Raw genomic sequence first — 15994 nt, 5'->3', positions numbered from 1 at the left:
CCGGTCTTTGTCAGCTTCCTGTCCGCTGGACGATTTCATCCAGAAGCGCCCTTGCCAAGCGCTCCTCCGGAACGGTTCGCCCGGCTTCGGTGAGGTGCCCGGCCAGCTGCGAGTCCCACGGCACGGAGGTGACCCGGCCGACGGACGGCCCATCGGCCACCGCGGTGAGGTAGTCGTCACTGCTCATCCGCCAGGGCACCGCACCGGTCCGCGCGACGACGTTGGCGGCGATCCGCAGCCCTTCGCCGTCGAAGTCACCGTGGTAGTACAACGCCGATCCCGCGGCGGAGAGCTGGTTGAGCAGGAGGATGCCCGCACTGCTCGGCCACCCCGACGTGCACACCAAGGGCGGGCAGCGCTCGCCGAACCGATCGAGCGCCACGGCGAGCACACTGGGGTTCTCGAAGACCCACACCTCGGGCGGTGCGCTGGTCAACGCCGTCGTGGCCCGAAGCTGTTGCAGGGTGAGGGCCGCCGCGAGCCCGGCGTCGGCCCACAGCTCGAGGACGTCGCTGACCACGCCACCCCGCGTCCGCAACCCGGCCGCCAGAACGGTGGAAGACAGCTGGTCGTCGGCGATCCCGGCTCGTTCCCACAGGGCCCGGCGCTCAGGCGCGTCGGCCGGAGGCGGGACGTCGTAGATGGCGACCAGGGCTTTCAGGACGAGGTTCGCGCAGCGTTTGCCCTCGTCCAAGGCGTGGGTGTCACCGAGAACCTCGTCAGCGAACTTCGGAAGAGGCTGTCCGGCCGCGGGCAGCTCGGACAGCACCCGAAGAACTTTCGCGAGTTCTTCCTTCGTCCGGGGGATCGACTGTTCGACGAGCCCAGCCCGCCGGATACCCGCCACCCAGTCGCCGAGCGCCGGCTGAGCCGTGACGACCGGATGACCGCCGAGCCAGTCCCACAGCTCAGCGCGCCGAGCCGCGGCTTCACGCCGCTCGGCCGCGCGGTCGCCGATCGGCCCGACGAGCCGGCTGACGACGGCGCGCGAGTCCTGGCCGATACGGTCCAGCAGCACTTCGTCGAGCTTGGCGAGGCTGATCTCGACGTGCTCGCCGGGCAGCCGAGCGGACCCGAGCAGGTCGGCCAGGGCAGTCCGCTGCCCGAGATCAAGCGGCCCGACCTTCACCCGGCTGACCGCCAGCCCACCCGACAACCGCGCGTGCACCACGGTCCAGAGCGGCATGAGGTCCGGCGACAGTTCCACGATGCCGACCAGCTTAGGCCGTGGATCCGGGTGGATATCCTGCGCGTATGTCCGAACGCTCAGTGCTCAGGATCGTCCGGGACGTCCACGGCCGGCTCGGCGAACGAGCAGACGAGGATGTCCTGCTCTGCCTCGAAACCCTGCTGGAGGCGCGACGTAGCTGGCTGGCGGTGCCGGACCCCACGTTGTGGAAGACGGGTGATGCGCACCGGCTGCTGATCGAGCTGGCGGCGACGCGCCTGACCAACGCGTTCGGCATGGACGAACACGCTCCGGCCGCGTTGCGGACGTTGTTCGACTTCCTCGACGCCACCGACCGGTTCCACCCGGCCTCCAAGCGCGCCGCGACGTTGCGCAAGGAGCTGGCCAAGGCGGCGGCGAAGTTCCCGGCGGCGATGGCGGACGAGTCCCAGTGGCGGCTGGCGAAGCGCCTCTACACGGCGATGCGCGCGGACGGCGTCGACATCGCCGACGACGTGAAGGTCGCGGCGTGGACGAAGGCGTTCAACACGTCCCCGGCCGCGCGTCGGCGTGCCGTCCTCGGCGCTCTTCTCGACCACACACCCGAACTGGCTACCGCGAAGTTCGCCGCGCGCGACGGCCAGGTCGCCGCGGTCCGACGCGGCACCGAGTTCCCGGCCGAGTTCCTCGACGACCTCGAGCCGCCCGTGGCACAGCCGCCGATCACGCTCTCACCGGCCGCCGAACTCGCGGACCAGGCCCGCGCCTCTGCAGTGATTTCCCGCCTCGTGGCGTGCGGCCGCTGGGCAGCCGAGGGGAAAAAGGTGACGCGCCAAGGCTTCCCGTCCCCGAGCGACACGGCCGGTCTGGCGGACGCGCTGGGTTTCGAACCCGGTCCCGGGGCCCGGGACCCACGTGACCACGTTCCGCTGATCCGGGCCTGGCGCTTGGCGCTGGACGTCGAAGCGCTTCAGCTGCACCGGACCCAGGTGGTCGCGGGACCCGGACTCGCGGCCATCGAGCGTCTGCTGAGCGGAGACGCGGGCACCGAAGAGACCCTGCGAACCTGGCACGAGATCGCCGACGTCGCGATCACCGGTCCGGCTGCCTTGGACCTACGCGATGCGGAGACGCGCGAACTGTCGGAGTTCAGCCGCCCGTGGGGCCCGCGGGCTCTTGGCGAGCTGTACCGCGCCGAAGAGCCGGCCGATCTCGAAGACCTGGTCGACGAGCTGGTCGCTCTCTACGAGGACCCGGACATCGACGATCTCACGTTCGAGCTGGTGGGCGCGGCTACAAGGGCCGGGCTGCTCGCGGCCTCCGAAGCCGGCGTGGTCGAGGTGACCATCCCCGCCGACGCGGAACTTCCCGCCACAACCGGAGCCTTGCTGGGCGAACCGGCGTGGGCGGTGATTCCGGTTCAGGGCACGACAGTCGCCTTGACACCGCTGGGCCGCTACTTCGTCCGGGAGAACCTCATGGCCGAGGGAACTGATGCGCCGCTACTGGAGCCGACCTCGTAACTCCGGCCTAGGGCCGAGATACAAGGAGATCCGCTATCACGTCGGATTGCGCGCGGAACCGTTCTGAAGCGAAGGATGCGGTGTGCCCCCGGCAGGATTCGAACCTGCGACACCCGCTTTAGGAGAGCGGTGCTCTATCCCCTGAGCTACGAGGGCCTTGCCGACGCAAGCTTAGCGGGCCCGGGACACGCGCAGACGAAGGGGCACGGATGGAGTAACCCGACCTCCGTCGTCACCCGACTGAGTGGTTCTGGCCGCGGCCCTACACCTCCAGGGTGGGCCGATGGCGCCTGACCTGGTCGGACCAGCAGCTCACCTGGTCGTGTCTGGTTTCGAACTGCTGAACAACAGTAGGTAACCTTCGTTAACGGGACGCGGGGAGCCGCCTCCTACTGGCTGTTGCGGAGGGCTTCGTTGATCAAGCTCATGTTCGCCGACGACGAGGAACTGGTGCGCTCGGGGTTGCGCGCGATGATGTCCGGGGCCCAGGACATCGAGATCGTGGGCGAGGCGAGCGACGGCAGATCCGCGGTGGAGGTCGCGCGTCGGTATCACCCTGACGTGGCCCTTCTCGACATCAAGATGCGTGCCCCCGACGACGGCATCCGGGCGCTGCGGGCCATCCTCGCCCTTCCTGACCCGCCCACCGTCGCCATGCTGACCACCTTCGACATCGACGAGTACGTCAGCCTCGCGCTGCGGCTCGGGGCCAACGGCTTCCTGCTCAAGGACATCGACCCCGCCGCGCTGCTGCGGGCCGTGCGGGACCTGGCCAAAGGCGGTGCCGTCCTCGATCCGGGGGTGGCCGCGCGGATGGTGCAGTCGCACCGGGACGAGCAACGCGCCGCTCAGCCGGCTCGCAAGCTGCTCGCCTCTCTCTCCGAACGGGAACGTGAGGTCGTCGCGCTGATCGGGCAGGGTCTCAGCAACGCTGAGATCGGTGGGCGGCTCCACCTGTCCGAAGCCACCGTCAAGGGGTACGTCTCCGCCGTGCTCTCCAAGATCGGGGCCGCCAACCGCGTGCAGGCCGCGCTGCTGGCCTACCGCGGTGGCCTGCTCGACCAATAGAAGCCAGTAGATGCTGCTCACGGCGCTGGAGTTCCTCGGGCTCGTCGCCTTCGCGGCGTCCGGGGCGCTGGCCGCCGTGCGGGCGCGGCTCGACGTCTTCGGTGTCGTCGTGGTCGGGCTCACCACGGCGCTCGGCGGCGGGGTCATCCGGGACGTCCTGCTCGGCATCCACCCGCCGACGACGCTGCGGAACTGGCCCTACCTCGCCGTCTGCGCGGTGACCGCGCTCGTCGTGTTCGTCTTCCACCCGCAGGTCGCGCGGCTGCGGCGGGGTGTGCTGCTCGCCGACGCGCTCGGGCTCGGTGTGTTCGCCACCGCCGGGACGACCATCGCGCTCAACGCCGGCGCGACCGTCTACGCCGCGTGCCTGATCGGCATGACGACCGGGATCGGCGGTGGCGCCGTGCGCGATCTGCTGCTCCGGGAAATCCCGCTGGTCCTGCGGAAAGAGATCTACGCCGTGGCCGCGCTGGCTGGCTCGGTGCTCGTCGCGATCGGTCACGCTCTGCGACTGCCCGAGGGGCCGGTCACCGTCGTGGCGGCCGCGGCCGTGGTGGCCGTGTGGATGGTCGCGCTCTGGCGGCATTGGAACGCCCCGGTCGCGCGCGGTCCGGAGTGAGAGAAACTCTTTGTGTGTTCTGTGTGTGTTCTTAGGCGAGTCTCAGCACGCTGAGTAAAACTATCGCCATGCGCATCCTTGTGGTGGACGACGACCGCGCCGTCCGTGATTCGCTCCGGCGGTCCCTGGAGTTCAACGGCTACCAGGTCGAGCTGGCCGGCGACGGTGCGCAGGCGCTCGAGGCGATCATCGCCAATCGGCCGGACGCGATGGTCCTGGACGTCATGATGCCGCGGCTCGACGGCCTGGAGGTCGCCCGCCGCCTGCGCAGCACCGGCGACGACCTGCCGATCCTCGTGCTGACCGCGCGCGACACCGTCTCGGACCGGGTGTCGGGGCTGGACGCCGGCGCCGACGACTACCTGCCGAAACCGTTCGCGCTCGAGGAGCTGCTCGCCCGGCTGCGCGCGCTGCTGCGCCGCGCCGTCCCGGAGGGGCCCGGCGGGCAGGCGTCCGAGACGTTGGCCTTCGCGGACCTCACCCTCGACCCGGGCACGCGCGAGGTGCGCCGCGGCGGCCGCGAGATCAGCCTGACCCGGACCGAGTTCGCGCTGCTGGAACTGTTCCTTTCCTACCCGAAGCACGTCCTCACGCGGGGCCGGATACTGGAGGAAGTATGGGGTTACGACTTCCCGACGTCGGGCAACGCCCTGGAGGTCTACGTCGGCTATTTGCGCCGCAAGACGGAGGCCGAGGCGGAGCCGAGGCTGATCCACACGGTGCGGGGGGTGGGGTACGTCCTGAGGGAAACTCCCCCGTGATCGACCCGCCCGGGGAAGAGGACCCGCGCGGCACCCGCTGGGGTACGCGCCGGTTCTCCCTCCGCGGCCGGGTCACGCTGCTCGCCGCGGCCTGTGTGGCCGGCGCGGTCGCGCTGGTCTCCCTCGGCGCGTACATGGTCGTCAGCAGCAACCTCTACCAGCAGCTGGACGACGGCCTCGTCGCGCGCGCCGAGGCGGCGGTCAACTCGCCGCAGGTGCAGACCGAGCTGCGGCAGGTCCCCGGCGCCTTCCTGGCGAGCGCGGACCTGCAGATCGGGCAGCTCAACGCCGCTCCCGACGTCCAGCACGCCGTGATGACCTACCCGCTGTCGAGCTCGGCGCCGCCGTTCGACCAGCGGGAGCTCGACGTCGCCAACGGCGATTCGGCGCAGTCGCTGCGGACGGACTTCCGCACGGACAGCCGGGTGGTCGCGCTGCCGTCCGGGCACGGCGAGGCCATCGTGCTGGCCCAGTCGATGGGTCCGACCAAGCGCACGCTGAACGAGCTCGCGCTGGTGCTGTTCCTGATCGGCGGCGCGGGCATCCTGGTCGCCGCCGCGGCGGGCACCGCGGTCGCGCGCGCCGGCCTGCGCCCGGTGGACCGGCTGACGTCGGCCGCCGAGCGCGTCTCCAAGACCGGCGACCTGCGGCCGATCCCGGTCAGCGGCGACGACGAGCTGGCCCGCCTCACCCAGACGTTCAACACCATGCTCGGCACGGTCGCGGACTCGCAGGAGCGGCAGCGCCAGCTGGTCGCGGACGCGGGCCACGAGCTGCGGACGCCGTTGACGTCGCTGCGCACCAACCTCGAGCTGCTGCTCGCCGCGAGCAAGCCGGGCGCGCCGCCGCTGCCGGACGCGGACCGCGTCGACATCGTCGCCGACATCAGCGGCCAGCTCGACGAGCTGACCCAGCTCATCGGCGACCTCGTCGAGCTCGCCCGCCAGGACGAGCCGCGCGAGCGCTTCGAGCGCGTCGAGCTGCTGGATGTCGTCGAGCGGGCGCTGGACCGGGCGCGGCGGCGCGCGGGCGAGATCAACTTCGACGTCTCGCTGCAGCCGTGGGTGCTCACCGGGGACAACAGTTCGATCGAACGCGCGATCCTGAACCTGCTGGACAACGCGGTGAAGTTCTCGCCGCCGGACGCGACGGTCTGGGTGCGGCTCTACCCGCTCGGCGACGGCACCGCGGTGGTCGAGGTGGCGGACGCCGGGCCGGGCATCGCGGAGGAGGACCTGCCGAAGGTGTTCGACCGCTTCTACCGCTCGTCGGAGGCGCGGACGCTGCCCGGTTCCGGGCTCGGCCTCGCGATCGTCAAGCACGCGGCCGAGCGCCACGGCGGGGCGGTCTACGCCGCGCGGGCGCCCGAGGGTGGCGCGCTGATGACCATCCGGCTGCCGGGCGCGCCCGGCTGAGGTTGCTGTCGGGTAACTCGGGGGACAGCGGGCCGCTGCGGCGGCCAGGATCGGCGGATGCTGCTGCGCCGATGCCCGGCCGCCGCGGGAGCCGGCGTGGTCGCGGCCCTGACCGTGACGTCGGCGCCGACCACCGGCTGGTGCGCTGGGGGCAGTTGTGTCCTCCTGGGCTTCGTGCTGGTTCCGCTCGTGCTGCTGGCCGCTGTCCTGCTCGCCTGGGCGGTCCTGGGTCTGGCCCGCGTCCGCCCGGCGTGGCCGGTCGCGCTTGCCGGGCCGCTGGTCGTGTTGTCCCTGACGACGACGCTGCTGGGCCGCGTGTGGACCTGGCCTCTCGCGGTGTACGTCGTCGTGGTCGCGGCCTGTTACGTGCTGGCGGCGCTGGTCACCTCAGCCGCGCTCCCACGGGCCTGGCGGGTTGCGCTCGGGTCGTCGGTGGTGGTGTTGTTCGGCTGGGGTGTGCTGCTGCCCCTCCTGGTGCCTGGCCTGTGACCAGGTGTTTCGAAGTTCACCCCGATCACCTCAGCGGATACCGTGTTGAATCGTGTAGGATTTTGTGTGGTTGGGGAGCCGACTCGGGACGGAGTGAACGGTGCTGGCGCGTCAGCGACAGGCGGTGATCCTGGAAGAGGCACGCCGGACCGGTGCGGTCCGGGTCAGTGACCTCGTGACCAGGCTGGGCGTGTCCGACATGACGGTCCGCCGCGACCTGGACGTCCTGGCCGGCCGCGGGCTGGTCGAGAAGGTCTACGGCGGCGCGACGTCCATCGTCGGCAAGAGCACCGACGAACCCGGCTTCGAGGCCAAGTCCGTCCGTCAGCGCGCGCAGAAGGAAGCGATCGCCGCGCTCGCGGCGAACCTGGTCCGGCCGGGCACCGCGATCGGCATCTCCGCCGGCACCACCACGTGGACGCTCGCGCGGGCCCTCGACGCGATCTCCGGGCTCACCATCGTCACCAACTCGATCCAGGTCGCGGACGTGCTGCGCGGGTCGACGCAGCCGGACCGCACGGTCGTGCTCACCGGTGGCGTGCGGACGCCGTCGGACGCGCTGGTCGGGCCGGTCGCCGTGCACAGCCTGCGGTCGCTGCACCTCGACGTCGTCTTCCTCGGTGTGCACGGGATGTCCGACGGGCCGGGGTTCACGACGCCGAACCTGACCGAGAGCGAGACCGACCGCGCGCTGGTCGAAGCCGGGCGCAAGCTGGTCGTGCTCGCCGACCACACCAAGTGGGGCACCGTCGGCATCTCGACGATCGCCGACCTGGACGAGGCCGACGTCGTCGTCACCGACGACGGGATTCCCGACGACGCCAGGGAAATACTCGCCGAAAGGGCAGGGGAACTCATGATCGCCGAGACGGCGGAGACAGTCGAGGCTGAAGAAGCGTGAAGCGCACGTCACGGCGCCTGGCCGATGGCCGGGAGATCATCTATTTCGACCAGCCCGGCGCGCCCGAGCGCGTCGCCGAGGACACCCGCGACCTGCCGCCGGTTTCGGCCGCGTCGGAGATCCGGCTCGACCCGCTGACCCACGAGTGGGTCGCGATGGCCGCACACCGGCAGACGCGGACGTACAAGCCGCCCGCCGACCTCTGTCCACTGTGTCCGAGCAAGCCCGGAAAGCCCAGTGAGATCCCGGAAAGCGACTACGACGTCGTCGTGTTCGAGAACCGCTTTCCGTCCTTCGCCGAGGATGTGATCGGCGAACCGACCACTGTGGACGGTCTCGGGCTGGTGCCGGTCAAGCCGGGGCGGGGGCGCTGCGAGGTCGTCTGCTTCACCAGCAACCACGACGGTTCCTTCGCCGGGCTGACCCCGAAGCAGGTGCGGGCCGTGGTCGACGCCTGGGCCGACCGGACCGCCGGACTGTCCGAAGTGCCGGGTGTGGAACAGGTTTTCCCGTTCGAGAACCGCGGTGAGGAAATCGGCGTCACGCTGTCCCACCCGCACGGGCAGATCTACGGCTACCCGTTCGTCACGCCCCGGACCGCGCGCATGCTCGACGTCGCGCGCGCCTACCAGGCCGAACACGGCCGCCCGGTGCTCGGCGACGTCCTGGCCGCCGAACGCAAGTCCGGCGCGCGCGTCGTGGCGTCCGGCGAGCACTGGACGGCGTTCGTGCCGCCGGCGGCCCGCTGGCCGGTCCAGGTGCAGATCGTGCCGCACCGGCAGGTGCCGGACATCCCCGCGCTGACCGACGCCGAGCGCGACGACTTCGCCGACGTCTACCTGGACGTCCTGCGCCGCTGTGACGCGCTGTACGACCGGCCGTTGCCCTACATCGCGGCGTGGCACCAGGCGCCGGTGCGCCAGGACCGAGAACTCGGCTGGCTCCACCTGGAGCTGTTCTCCGTGTTGCGCGCGAAGGACAAGCTGAAATACCTGGCGGGGTCCGAATCGGGCATGGCGGTCTGGGTGAACGACGCGACACCGGAGCAAATCGCGGAACGGCTCCGCGCGGCGGGGTGACCCGGCCATACTCATCTCCGATGCACAGGTTCGGCTCAGGAACCTCTCAGGACCGTCCCGCAAGGTGATGACATGACCGAGAACGACCCCACCGCGCACGACCCCGCGACCCCGCGGCCCTCCGCGGACGCCCAGCCCGGCTCCGGCCAGGAGGCCGCCCCGGGCGGTTGGGCCGGGAGTCCGTACGGCGAGCAGAGCGCCACCGCGTCCGGCAGCCCGTACAGCGACCAGAGCGCGTCCGGCAGTCCTTACGGCGACCCGGCGTCCCCGTCCGGCGGCACGCCGCAGTACGCGGCGCCGGCCGAGCCGTCCTACCACGCGGTCACGGGGGCCGATCCGTCCTACGGGGCGCAGAACCCCTGGTCCGCGCAGGGCGCGCAGACACCGCCGCAGGGGCACCACCAGCAGAGCGTCTACCCGCCGCCGAACCCGTACGCGCAGCCCGGCACGTCGGTCTACAACGCGCCTCCCGCCCCGCCGGCGAAGCGCTCCGGCGGCAAGCTGCTCGCCGGCGTCGCGCTGGTTGCGCTGCTGGTCGGCGGCATCGCCGGCGGCGCCGTCGGGTACCTCACGGGCGGGACGTCGGGCCCGTCGAGCAACGCGCTCGACGCGCCGAAGCCGGCCCAGCAGACGGGCAACGCGCCCGCCGGATCGGTCGAATCCGTCGCGCAGAAGCTGTCGCCGAGCGTCGTCGAGCTGCAGGTGAGCGGGCAGCAGGGGGCCGGCGAGGGCTCCGGGTTCGTCATCAGCACCGACGGCTACATCCTGACCAACAACCACGTCGTCGAGGTCGCCGCGGGCGGCGGGCAGATCCAGGCCGTGTTCCAGGACGGCCGCAAGGCCGCGGCCAAGGTCGTCGGCCGCGACCCGACCACGGACATCGCGGTGGTCAAGGTCGACGGCGTCGGCAACCTGACCCCGGTCGAGATCGGCCGGTCCGACGACCTGCGCGTCGGCCAGTCCGTCGTCGCCATCGGCTCGCCGTTCGAGCTGGCCGGCACGGTCACTTCGGGCATCGTCAGCTCGCTGCACCGGCCGGTCCGGGCGGGCGGCAGCACCGGTGACCAGACCACGGTGATGGACGCCGTCCAGACCGACGCCGCGATCAACCCGGGCAACTCGGGCGGTCCGCTGGCCAACATGTCCGGCCAGGTCATCGGCATCAACTCGGCGATCTACAGCCCGCAGTCCGGGCAGCAGGGGCAGGGGCAGGGCGCGTCCGAGGGCGGCAACGTCGGCATCGGCTTCGCCATCCCGATCGACCAGGCGCGCCGCACGGCGGACACGATCATCAAGACCGGCCAGGCCGTGCAGACCTACATCGGCGCGCAGGTCAAGGACGCCCCGCAGGGCGGCGCCGAGCTCGGGGCCATCACCGCGGGCAGCCCGGCGGAGAAGGCCGGCCTCAAGTCGGGCGACATCGTGACGAAGATCGACGACCGCACCATCGACTCGTCCGACACGCTCGTCGCCGCGATCCGCACCCGGGCGCCGGACGAGAAGGCCACGTTCACCCTGCAGGGTGGCCGCACGGTCGAGGTGACCCTCGGCGGGCAGCCCGTCACCCCCAACTGATCCATTCCAGACGCTCGGCCGCCCTGGCGCGGCCGAGACCAAACCTTGGCTCGACCCCCGTGACTTTCGGGGCCGGACCCACAAGGCCACGCGCGACCGGATTTCGACGCCGGTCGCGCGTGGCCGCTTTTGTGGGGCCTCCGGACTGGTTTCTCGCGTGTCTGGAGGGTCGACACGCGTGGCCGGGAGGTCGGGTTGCGTGACTGAGGGTTGGTCAGGTGCGGGTGGGGCGCTTGAGGTGGGGCGTCAGGCGGTGGCGCAGGGCCGTGAGGACCACTGCCAGCCAGACGGTGGCCAGGGTCAGGGCCAGGCCCAGGGCTGGGTTGCCGTCGTGGAGGCCGGGCATGGGGGCCGTGCCGTAGGGACGCCAGAGGAGCGGAAACGCCAGGATCAGCAGGACGCCGGTGAGGACTGTGCCCGTGACTACCGGGGTTTTCCACGGGGGCGGCAGGAGGCGGGCCAGGGTGACGCCCAGCAGGGCCGTCAGCGGGGCGATGACGGCGTCGTTGAGGATCGGGCCGCCCACGAGCCAGCCGACCGTGCCGAAGACGTCCGGGCGCAACGGCAGCGCGTAGTCGGCGAACAGGATCACGCCCCACCCGAGGGCCGCGAGGCCAGTTAAGGCGAGGAGCACACGGGCGGTCTTCACAGGGCCTCCAGTTTTGTGACCCACTTCGTCTGCAGCACCCCGGGCCGGTTCGGCGCGATGATCCGGCAGGGGAAGCCGTGGTCGAGGTCGAGGACGTCGCCGTTGAGCTCCAGCGCGAGCAGCGTCAGGTCGTCGGCGGTGTGCTCGCCCGGGAGCACGCTGACGCCGTACAGCCCGGCACGCTCCAAAGAGGACACTCGCACCGCCGTGCCCGGTTGTGCGCCGGTGGCTTTCAGCAGCGTCGGCAAGGAGATCCCGCGCCAGGTCGCCGACTGGCTCCAGCCTTCGACACACGCGATCGGCAGTTCGGCCGTCGTCTGCGGCAGGGCGCGCAGCTCGTCGAGCGAGAAATTCGTGGTGCCGCGCGGGGTCACCACCGAGAGCCGCCAGGCCGCCGCTTGCGCGGTCTGCGTGACGCCCGCGGCCACGGCCGTGCGGTTCACCGGCAGGCCCTGCGTGCCCTTGCCCGTCTTCCAGGCGAGGCCGGAAACGCCGCGCAGGAAGGGAACCGTGGCGCCGGCCGTGGCGACGACCGCGACACCGGTCGCCAGGCCCGTGGTGCGGAGGAAACCGCGCCGCGACAGCCCGGTGGCGGGACGCTCCTCGGCCTCGCCGCTGACCCGGCTCAGCGCGCGGCGGATGACCGGCAGCTTGACCGCGACGTGCACCAGGATCGACCCGATCGCCAGCCACGCGACCGCGTAGTGGACCTGCGGGAAGTAGAACGCCCACGGGTAGTTCTGCGCGACGTTCAGCAGGCCGGTCGTCAGCTCGAAGAACGCCGAACCCGAGAGCACCAGGATCGACAGCCGTTCGAGAGCGTGCGGCAGCGAGCGGACCAGCGGCCGGCCGAACAGCTTCGGGTAGACGCTCCACAGTTTCGCCAGCAGCAGGGGGATCGACGCCACGCCGGAGATCACGTGCAGCCCCTGCGTGACCCGGTATAGCCCGACCGGGCGGCTCGGCCAGAAGAACCACTCCGGCGGGTGCTGGATGAAGTGGCTGATCAGGCCCGTCACGAAGCAGGTCGTGAAGGTGACCGCGAGCGCCAACCCGATCTTCGACGTCACGCGCTCGTTGTGCGCCGCGGCCTTGAACTGCTCTTCCTTCGGGATCGGCAGTTGTTCGACGCGTTCGTTCAGCCGCGCTCGCGCTTCGCGAGCGCGCACCGCGAGGGATGTGCGTTTCGGCTTCACGGCTTCTCCAACCGGGCGAACCAGCGGTGGCCGTGCCGGGTGGTCCGGTCGACGTGCAGCCCGGCCCGGTTCGCGACCTCGGCGATGGCGTCCACGCCGACCCAGGCCCAGGTGAACCACGCGACGTCGGCGTGGCCGGGCCGCAGCCGGACGCGCTCGTGCCGCAGGCCGCCGCCGGGCGGGTCCAGCTCGACCAGGACGTCACCGTCCGCGGCGATCAGCTGGGCCACGCGACGCAGCAGCGCCGCGGGGTCGCCGCCGATGCCGATGTTGCCGTCGGCCAGCAGGACGTGCTGCCAGCGGCCTTCGCCGGGAATGTGGTCGAAGACGTTGCGGTGCAACGCATTACCACCACGCCGGCGGGTCAGGCGGACGGCGGTGCGCGAGCTGTCCACGCCCAGCGCGACGACGCCGCGTTCGGCCAGCGCGGCGGTGAGCCGTCCCGGGCCGCAGCCGATGTCGAGGGTCGGGCCGGTGCAGGTGTCGAGCAGCACCTCGTCACCGTCGGACGCCTGGGCCCAGCGCTCGACCGGCAGCTCGATCCGCTCGCCGCTGGGCAGTTCGAGCCAGCAGCGGTGGCCGAGCAGGCCGTGGTCGAACTCGCTTCCGGTGCTCGCCGGCGCCGTCATCAGGCGACCGCCCGATCGACGGCCGCGACGGCGCCGGCGAACCGGCTGCCGGGGCATTCGAGCGCCACTCCGCGGGCGTCGGCCATCGTGTCCACATCGGACAGTTCGGTGGCCTGCCACGGCTCCAGGCCGCACGTGATGAGGGCGCGCAGCGTGCGCTCGCCGGTGTCGTCGCGGGACATCGGGACGCCCGCGAGCGCCTGCGCGGCCCGCGGGTCGGTGAGGCCGAGGGCCCACCAGCCGCCGTCCGCGGCCGGCCCGAGCACGGAGTCGCGGCTGTTGCGCAGGACCGGGGCGATCGTCGCGGCCAGCGATCCCGGCGTGACCTGCGGGGTGTCCATGCCGATCTGCAGGATCGGGAGCCCGGCGTGCACCGCGGCGGCATCGGCGTGGGCGTTCGCCAGCCGGGCGCCGAAGTCCCAGCCACGCTGCGGGATCACGGTGGTGCGGCGCAGCGCGAGGCCGATTTCGGCGCCCCGGGTGGCCGCGCCGAGGTCGCCGGTCATCGCGACCACCGGCTCGGCGCCGGGCACCGCGCAGACGGCGTCGAGCGTGTCGAGCAAAGCGGACGCGGCGATCTCCGCCGCCTGGACCGGGGTCGCGGGTGGGCAGAGCCGGGTCTTGGCGAACCCCGGCACGGGGGCCTTGGCCACGACCAGCAGCACGAACCGGGCCGTCATCGCGCCAGCACCCGCCCGAAGTCGCGGACCGCGCGCAGCGTGCCCCGCACCGAGCCGGACACCTTCGACTTCGTGCCCTTGGCCCGCTCGCCGTAGCGGACGTCGGATTCGTCGACCCGCCATCCGGCGCGCTGCGCCTTGATCAGCAGCTCGAGGGGATAGCCGAACGCGCGATCCGTGACGCCGAGGCCGAGCAACGCCCGCCGATCCGCGGCACGCAACGGCGCGATGTCCCGGACCGGCAGCCCGCGACTGCGCAGCAGCAGCGAAAGCACGATGTTGCCGGCCCGCGCGTGCCACGGCCACACCCCGGGACCGGTCGGCACCCGGCGTCCGACGGCCAGGTCGGCGCCGGCCACGACCGCGTCGACCAGCCGGGGCAGGTCGGCGAGATCCAGCGAGCCGTCGGCGTCGGCGAAGCACACGATGTCCGCGGTGGCGGCCTCCAAACCGGTGTGCACGGCCGCGCCGTACCCGCGTCGCGGCTCGTGGATCACTTTCGCGCCGAGCGCGGCCGCCACCTCGGGTGAGCCGTCGGCCGAACCGTTGTCGACCACGATCGCGCGGTAGCCCGGCGGCAGGCCGCCGAGTACACCGGGCAGGGCGCCCGCCTCGTCGAGACAGGGGAGGACCACGTCCACTTCCAAGTCAGTCACGCCGCTGACCGTAGGTCTACGGTGGACAGTGGGAAAGCATTGTGCCGCTTACCAAATCATGACGTTGACCAATCGGATGACGAGTTCTTACCGGCTCGTTACGGCTGCCGCCGCCGGGCCGTGAAACCCGGTGAGCGGCCCTAAGGTGGACGGCGATGAGCGAGCCGAACCCGGCAGCCAGGCTCGCCGAGCCGCCTGCCCGCGAACCCGAAGACCCGGCACCCGATCGGCCCGCACGCCGCGCCCACCGGGCCGATCTCCTCGCCGTCGCGGCGGCCGCGGTGCTCGTCGCCGCGGCCGCCGCGATCGGCCTCTACTACAACCGGCCGAACTCCGGTGTGGTCATCTTCGTCAGCGCGCCGCCGCTGTTCGCCGACTGGCTGCCGCACGTCGGCCCCGGGTCGGTGTTCGCGGTGCTCATCGCCGCCGCGGTGGTGCTCCACGGCCCGGCACTGGCCGCTCGCCTGCCGTGGCGCCGCGCCCTCGTCGCCGGCTACTTCGCGTCGCTGGCCTGGATCTTTTCGCTGACCTTGGTCGACGGCTGGGCGCGCGGGTTCGCCGGGCACCTCACCATTCCCCAGGAGTACCTGCACGAGGTACCCGGGATCACCGACATCCCGCGGATGCTGCGCGAGTTCTCCTCCCGCATCCTCGACTTCCAGCCGAACTCCTGGACCACTCACGTGTCCGGGCATCCGCCGGGCGCGACGCTGGTCTTCGTCTGGCTGGACCGGCTCGGCCTGCACGGCGGCGCGTGGGCGGCGACGGCCGTGGTGCTCGTCGGCAGCCTGGTGGCGGTGGCCGTGCCCGCCTCGGTCGCCTTGCTCGGCCGGCCGGACGCGGCTCGCTCGGTGCTGCCCTTCGCCGTGCTCACCCCCGGTGCGGTGTGGATCGGCGTGTCGGCGGACGGCCTGTTCGCCGGGGTGACGGCCACCGGCCTGGCGTTGCTGGCCCTGTCCGCGAACGGGTTCGCCCACGGCCGCCGGTACGCCGTCCCCGCCGGGTTGGCCGCGGGTGGGCTGCTGGGCTTCGGCATCTTCCTGTCGTACGGCCTGGTGCTGCTGGGCGTGGTCGCGCTGGCCGTGGCCGTGCTCGGACGGCAGTGGCGGGCGGCGGCACTGGCGGTAGTGGCGGCGCTGGCTGTCGTCGCCCTCTTCGCGTGGGCGGGTTTCTGGTGGCTCGACGGCTACCACCTGGTCGTCGAGCGCTACTACCAGGGAGTCGCCCTGGTCCGGCCGTACTCCTACTGGGTGTGGGCGGACCTGGCCGCGGTCGCGGTGGCTCTCGGCCCCGCGGTCGTGGCCGCCCTCCGGCGTGGCCTGACCGAGGCGTTCCTGCTCCGCCCCCGCCGCGCGGTGTGGGCCGACCCGGTGCTCCTCCTCGGCATCGCCGCCCTGCTCGCGATCATCTTCGCGGACGTTTCGGGCCTGTCGAAAGCGGAGACCGAACGGATCTGGCTACCGTTCGGGGCGTGGCTGCTGCCGATGACGGCTCTGCTGCCACGGCCGGGGCGCCGGTGGTGGCTGGCCGCGCAGGCCGTGACGGCGCTGGCGGTCAACCATCTGCTGCTGACGGGCTGGTGAAGA

General features: G+C 71.9%; 16 protein-coding genes and 1 tRNA gene. 10 read left to right on the top strand and 7 right to left on the bottom strand.

Going from position 1 to position 15994, the window contains the following annotated elements; genetic code table 11:
• Positions 1 to 10: 10 nt before the first annotated feature.
• Positions 11 to 1207, bottom strand: coding sequence for a TIGR02679 family protein (locus OHS18_RS25160; RefSeq protein WP_328612611.1), 1197 nt, complete (start codon positions 1205 to 1207; stop codon positions 11 to 13).
• A 47-nt stretch (positions 1208 to 1254) separates the two neighbouring features.
• Here OHS18_RS25160 and OHS18_RS25155 point away from each other — a divergent pair, with 47 nt between their 5' ends.
• A complete protein-coding gene (locus OHS18_RS25155; RefSeq protein WP_328612610.1) occupies positions 1255 to 2691 on the top strand; it encodes a hypothetical protein in 1437 nt (478 codons plus the stop codon).
• Positions 2692 to 2774: 83 nt separating this feature from the next.
• Here OHS18_RS25155 and OHS18_RS25150 read toward each other — a convergent pair.
• Positions 2775 to 2847: transfer RNA gene (locus OHS18_RS25150), tRNA-Arg, on the bottom strand.
• Positions 2848 to 3105: 258 nt separating this feature from the next.
• On the opposite strand from OHS18_RS25150, the gene OHS18_RS25145 reads away from it, so the two are divergent.
• The 8 genes from OHS18_RS25145 to OHS18_RS25110 all read left to right on the top strand — a co-directional run bounded on the left by OHS18_RS25145 (position 3106) and on the right by OHS18_RS25110 (position 10598).
• Positions 3106 to 3759, top strand: coding sequence for a response regulator (locus OHS18_RS25145; protein WP_247058120.1), 654 nt, complete (start codon positions 3106 to 3108; stop codon positions 3757 to 3759).
• A gap of 10 nt (positions 3760 to 3769) precedes the next feature.
• Complete coding sequence (locus OHS18_RS25140) at positions 3770 to 4378, top strand: trimeric intracellular cation channel family protein (protein ID WP_328612609.1); 609 nt, start codon at positions 3770 to 3772, stop codon at positions 4376 to 4378.
• Positions 4379 to 4446: 68 nt separating this feature from the next.
• Positions 4447 to 5139, top strand: a complete 693-nt coding sequence (locus OHS18_RS25135; protein ID WP_328448611.1) for a response regulator transcription factor — start codon at positions 4447 to 4449, stop codon at positions 5137 to 5139.
• The gene (locus OHS18_RS25130) at positions 5136 to 6554 is read left to right on the top strand and encodes an ATP-binding protein (RefSeq protein WP_442874349.1); all 1419 of its coding nucleotides are present in this window, start codon (positions 5136 to 5138) and stop codon (positions 6552 to 6554) included. The genes OHS18_RS25135 and OHS18_RS25130 overlap by 4 nt, the downstream gene beginning before the upstream one ends.
• Before the next feature lie 57 nt (positions 6555 to 6611).
• Positions 6612 to 7043, top strand: a complete 432-nt coding sequence (locus tag OHS18_RS25125) for a hypothetical protein (protein WP_328612608.1) — start codon at positions 6612 to 6614, stop codon at positions 7041 to 7043.
• A gap of 100 nt (positions 7044 to 7143) precedes the next feature.
• Entirely contained in the window at positions 7144 to 7944 is an 801-nt protein-coding gene (locus OHS18_RS25120; RefSeq protein WP_328448615.1) for a DeoR/GlpR family DNA-binding transcription regulator, read from the top strand.
• Positions 7941 to 9023 carry a galactose-1-phosphate uridylyltransferase gene (gene galT / locus OHS18_RS25115; RefSeq protein WP_328612607.1) on the top strand — a complete coding sequence of 361 codons (1083 nt, stop codon included), beginning with the start codon at positions 7941 to 7943 and terminating at the stop codon, positions 9021 to 9023. Before OHS18_RS25120 ends, galT begins: the two co-directional genes overlap by 4 nt.
• A 72-nt stretch (positions 9024 to 9095) precedes the next feature.
• Positions 9096 to 10598: a S1C family serine protease gene (locus tag OHS18_RS25110; protein WP_328612606.1), complete on the top strand. Its 1503-nt coding sequence runs from the start codon at positions 9096 to 9098 to the stop codon at positions 10596 to 10598.
• Between the two features lie 214 nt (positions 10599 to 10812).
• Here the strand turns inward: OHS18_RS25110 and OHS18_RS25105 are convergent, their stop codons facing one another.
• The 5 genes from OHS18_RS25105 to OHS18_RS25085 form a co-directional block, all read right to left on the bottom strand.
• Positions 10813 to 11190, bottom strand: coding sequence for a hypothetical protein (locus OHS18_RS25105; protein ID WP_328612605.1), 378 nt, complete (start codon positions 11188 to 11190; stop codon positions 10813 to 10815).
• Between the two features lie 53 nt (positions 11191 to 11243).
• Complete coding sequence (locus OHS18_RS25100) at positions 11244 to 12368, bottom strand: molybdopterin-dependent oxidoreductase (RefSeq protein WP_328618574.1); 1125 nt, start codon at positions 12366 to 12368, stop codon at positions 11244 to 11246.
• A 71-nt stretch (positions 12369 to 12439) separates the two neighbouring features.
• Positions 12440 to 13072, bottom strand: coding sequence for a methyltransferase domain-containing protein (locus OHS18_RS25095; RefSeq protein ID WP_328612604.1), 633 nt, complete (start codon positions 13070 to 13072; stop codon positions 12440 to 12442).
• Positions 13072 to 13752 carry a TIGR04282 family arsenosugar biosynthesis glycosyltransferase gene (locus tag OHS18_RS25090; protein WP_328448624.1) on the bottom strand — a complete coding sequence of 227 codons (681 nt, stop codon included), beginning with the start codon at positions 13750 to 13752 and terminating at the stop codon, positions 13072 to 13074. Before OHS18_RS25090 ends, OHS18_RS25095 begins: the two co-directional genes overlap by 1 nt.
• Positions 13749 to 14393: a glycosyltransferase family 2 protein gene (locus OHS18_RS25085; RefSeq protein ID WP_328459192.1), complete on the bottom strand. Its 645-nt coding sequence runs from the start codon at positions 14391 to 14393 to the stop codon at positions 13749 to 13751. Before OHS18_RS25085 ends, OHS18_RS25090 begins: the two co-directional genes overlap by 4 nt.
• 170 nt (positions 14394 to 14563) lie before the next feature.
• On the opposite strand from OHS18_RS25085, the gene OHS18_RS25080 reads away from it, so the two are divergent.
• Positions 14564 to 15991, top strand: coding sequence for a hypothetical protein (locus OHS18_RS25080; RefSeq protein ID WP_328612603.1), 1428 nt, complete (start codon positions 14564 to 14566; stop codon positions 15989 to 15991).
• Positions 15992 to 15994: the final 3 nt, after the last annotated feature.

It is taken from the genome of Amycolatopsis sp. NBC_00355, assembly GCF_036104975.1.
Taxonomy (GTDB): domain Bacteria; phylum Actinomycetota; class Actinomycetes; order Mycobacteriales; family Pseudonocardiaceae; genus Amycolatopsis.
The sequence above is the reverse complement of the archived record's forward strand: the minus strand, read 5'-3'. Positions and strand labels throughout refer to the sequence as shown.